General features: G+C 73.4%; 2 protein-coding genes. Both read left to right on the top strand.

Annotation, left to right across the window (positions count from 1 at the left end):
- The first annotated feature begins 63 nt into the window (after positions 1–63).
- Positions 64–867 carry a type III-B CRISPR module RAMP protein Cmr6 gene (gene cmr6 / locus FrCorBMG51_RS00305; protein WP_047221157.1) on the top strand — a complete coding sequence of 268 codons (804 nt, stop codon included), beginning with the start codon at positions 64–66 and terminating at the stop codon, positions 865–867.
- Positions 864–1,790 (top strand): hypothetical protein, encoded by a 927-nt coding sequence (locus tag FrCorBMG51_RS00300; RefSeq protein WP_047221156.1) that lies wholly within the window; start codon positions 864–866, stop codon positions 1,788–1,790. The genes cmr6 and FrCorBMG51_RS00300 overlap by 4 nt, the downstream gene beginning before the upstream one ends.
- Positions 1,791–3,299: the final 1,509 nt, after the last annotated feature.

The following is a 3,299-nucleotide window of genomic DNA, read 5'->3' as shown; positions in this document are numbered from 1 at the left end:
CCTTTTTCAGCCGGGCCCGATCTGGACGCGGCCGTCGCACGCCTGGCGGAGCGGGGCCGGACGGTGCGGACGCTGCGGGTGCGTCCGCAGTGGCGGGTGGTGATCGGCCTCGGTGAGCAGACCCCGGCCGAGATCGGCCTGAGCGTGCACGGCACCTACGGGGTCCCGGTGCTGCCCGGCTCGGCCTTGAAGGGCGCGGCCCGGACCTGCGCCCGGCAGGACTACCCCGAGTCCTACCGTGACTACGGCCGGATCGTTTTCGGCAAGGAGCCCGGCGAGACCGGCCCGGCCGGAGAGGGCACCGGCGCGGACAATACCGGTCGCCCTTCCGACGGGCAGCCGTCCGGCGCGGCGACGGAAAGTGATGATTCTCCCTCGGACGGGCGGTTCGTGTTTCTCGACGCCCTGCCGGAGCTGTCCGCCAGGGGCGCCGACACCGGGGTGGAGATCGACATCATGAACCCGCACGTCCCCGAGTACTACCGGGACCCCACCGCTGCCGCGCCGTCGGAGTACCAGCAGCCGGTCCCCGTGGCCTTCTACACGGTGACCTCCGCGGTCACGTTCACCGTCCACATCGTCGGCCGGGGGCACGACCCGGACCTGCCCGAGCTTGCCGCCTCCGACGATGACGACGGCCCGGTCGCCTGGCTGTCGACGGCGCTGCGGGACCGGGGCCTCGGCGCGAAGACCAACGCCGGCTACGGCTACTTCACCGTCGAGACCGTGGAAGCCACGGAGACCGCCGCCGGCACCGACACTTCCGCCGCCGGCACCGCTGATACCGCCGATGGCGGAGGTTCCGGAGCGGTCCCCGCCGGAAAGCGGCCCCCCGGCGGAAAGCGGATCGCAGGGGGGCGCGGGTGACCGTTCACCTGCTGCCGTGTGGCACGTCGATCCTGGCGAACCTGCGGCCACCCCGGTCCGTCACCTCGCTGGAGAGCGACGACGTCCGCGTCCTGACCGACTGGGCGGAGCGGACGCTCACCGCGGGCGTGCTGGCCCGGCCGCAGACATGGGCCGAGTCCTTCCGGGACGAGGTCGGCCCTTACCTGGCGTCGATTACGGACTGTCAACGTCCAGTGCGACTCAGTGCCGAGGTCGCCAGCCTGCACCGTTACCGGCCGTTCCTCGACGCTGACGACCGGATCGTCCTGCTGGCGTCCGACACCGCGGAGGGCGTACTCGCCGCGGTGCTGAACGCCGCCCGGTTCCGCCGACCCGTGCGGGTGCACGCCGAGCCGGTCCTCGACAGCCTCGCCGAGGGCGTGCCGCTTCTCGGGGGCGCCGTCGGCGCACGGCCGGCCGAGCCCGGCGAGCCCGTGCACGTCCTACGGATTCCCAGGCTGCTGCCCGACCGGACGACGACCTTCACCGAGGCCATCGAGAACGTCGCGAAGGCGCTGGTATGGGCCGCCCTGCTGCACCGGCCGCCGCTGACCGATCTCGTCCTGCACCTTTCCGGCGGCTACAAGGCCACGCTGCCCTACCTGGTCTCGTTCGCCGAATACGTCAACGGCGAACGTCCGAAGGTGTTCGCCTTCTGCCTGCACGAGGGGGACGCGGCGAATCCGGCCGCTGAGAACCCGAACGAACTGGTGCGGATCTACCTGCGGGCCACCAGGACCAGGGATGACATGAACGAGCTCGCCGTCGCCGAGACGGGCCGCCGTCCAAAGGATTCCGAGCGGCTGCTCGACTTTGCCTACACCGAGGTCGGCTGCGAGGTCCGGCTCACCCCGCTCGGCCGGGGCCTGGCGGCGATGCGTCCGTACCTGGCGGAGAACTGACAGGTGCGGTGTGACCACTCTTGATCGGTTACTTGCCGAAGGCCTGCCCGGCGAAATGGTTGCGAACGCGGCGGCTTGGACGGCCGTCGCCGTCGACTTTCCCCGGGACGGCGGATGGGACACCACCAGTGGTGTCCGTTTCGGCGGCGACGGTTCCAGCGTCAGCCTGCCCGACGCCCGGGAGCGGTGGGGCGACCCGGCCACCGCCACCGCGGCCGTGTACCGGCTGGCCGCGCAGGTACGCGACAGGGAGCCGGGGATCCTGAGGAGGATCTTCCCCGCGCTCGCCGTCGGGCTCGTCCGCGGCGAGCAGGCTCCGGCCCCGGCCCCCTCGCCGTCCGGCCCTCCCGTGCCGGCGGGGCGGCTGTCCGTCGAGGAGGGCTGGCTGGTCGCGGTCCGGCTCGTCGAGGCCGTCCGGATCGTCCTGGCGGACGCGGCCACCGCCGGCGACCGGAGCGCGGCCGGCATCCTGCCGCTGGTCCACCGCACACGCTTCCTGCTCCTGTGGGCACCGCGGCGCTTTCCCGCCGTTGATTTCCCGGTCCGGCGGGCGTTCGGGTCGCTGGAGGCGTTCCTGCCCCGCGCCGAACAGGCCCGCCTGGACTGGGCGCTCGATCTCGTCAACCACGAGGAGCATCCGGGGCTGCTGTCCTGGTCGACGGAAAGGCTGGACGCCGAGCTGCGGCGCCTCGCCTTCGTGGGCCCGGCCCCCGCGCCGCCCCCCGGTGGCACACCCCCCGCCGGCGCCGGCACCGGCTGGCACGAGCCGCTTNCCGGCTGGCACGAGCCGCTTCCCGCGCCGCTGCCCGCGGACGTCATGCGGGAGATCGCGACGCCGTCAGGGGCTGGTGATCCCGACCCGGGCTTCCGGTCCTGGCTGGTACGCGAAGCCTTCCTGCCTCGGTTCATGCTGCTGCCGGCCTGGCGGACGCTGCGTCCCACGGTCGGCCGCCGTCCGCTCGTGGTCCTCGCGCTGCTGGCGATGCTCTTGGTCGCCCCGGCGGTGGCCGTGGCATTCGACGGGCACCCGGTCGGGGTGCTGCGCGGCGTGGCCGCCGTGGCCGGGGCCGCCTATCTCGCGATGTTCCTGCTCGCTGTCGGCCGCCGGGAGATGACCAGCCTGTGGTGCCTGCGGCTGCCGGCCGGAGCAGCCCTCGGCGCAGTCGCGTTGATCTCACTGGACGACGGCTGGGCGCACCCGGACGGCTGGGCATGGCCGATGATCGCCTCGGCTGTGCTGCTCGCGACCGCCACCGGCTATCTGGTGTTCGAGGCGCAGGGACACGGCGTCCCCGGCGGCCGGATCCTCGCCGGCCGGGTGCTGGCGGTGGTCCTGCTTGGTTTCGCACACGCGGTCGGCGTGGCCTCGCTGGCCCTGGCCGCCGTCGTGCCGGCGGTGAAGCCCGGCCTGGCCAGCACGATCGCCGGAGCGAGCGCCACCGCCCCGGGCGTGACCGGGCCGGGCGTGGTCGGCCTGGTCACGGTCGATCCGGGAGTGGCCGGCGGCCC

Source organism: Protofrankia coriariae (assembly GCF_001017755.1).
GTDB lineage: Bacteria > Actinomycetota > Actinomycetes > Frankiales > Frankiaceae > Protofrankia > Protofrankia coriariae.
This window is presented reverse-complemented; position numbering and strand designations above follow the sequence as displayed.